Source organism: Janthinobacterium aquaticum (assembly GCF_009208565.1).
GTDB lineage: Bacteria > Pseudomonadota > Gammaproteobacteria > Burkholderiales > Burkholderiaceae_D > Janthinobacterium.
The window spans coordinates 1-243 of the sequence record NZ_WFLK01000076.1; the positions used below are offsets into that span (position 1 = coordinate 1).

At 57.6% G+C, this 243-nt stretch carries 1 protein-coding gene; it reads left to right on the forward strand.

The annotated features are described in order from the left end of the window. Positions 1 to 20: 20 nt before the first annotated feature. Positions 21 to 243: cadherin-like domain-containing protein (locus GCM43_RS25680; protein ID WP_226929670.1), on the forward strand; the 223-nt coding region annotated here is incomplete at its 3' end.

A 243-nucleotide genomic window follows, 5' to 3' on the forward strand; every position in this document is an offset into this window, starting at 1 on the left:
ATCTGCCACCCGCGAGTGATGTGGATGGCGACACCGTTACCTACACCAAGGCCAGCGATCCGTCGCATGGCACGGTTACCGTCAATCCGGATGGCAGCTACAGCTATGCGCCAAAAGCCGACTACAACGGCAACGACAGCTTCAGCTACACCATCAGCGATGGCAAGGGCGGCAGCAATACCTATGTGGTCAATATCGTCATTGATCCGGTCAACGATGCACCAGTCGGCAGCGGCACCACGA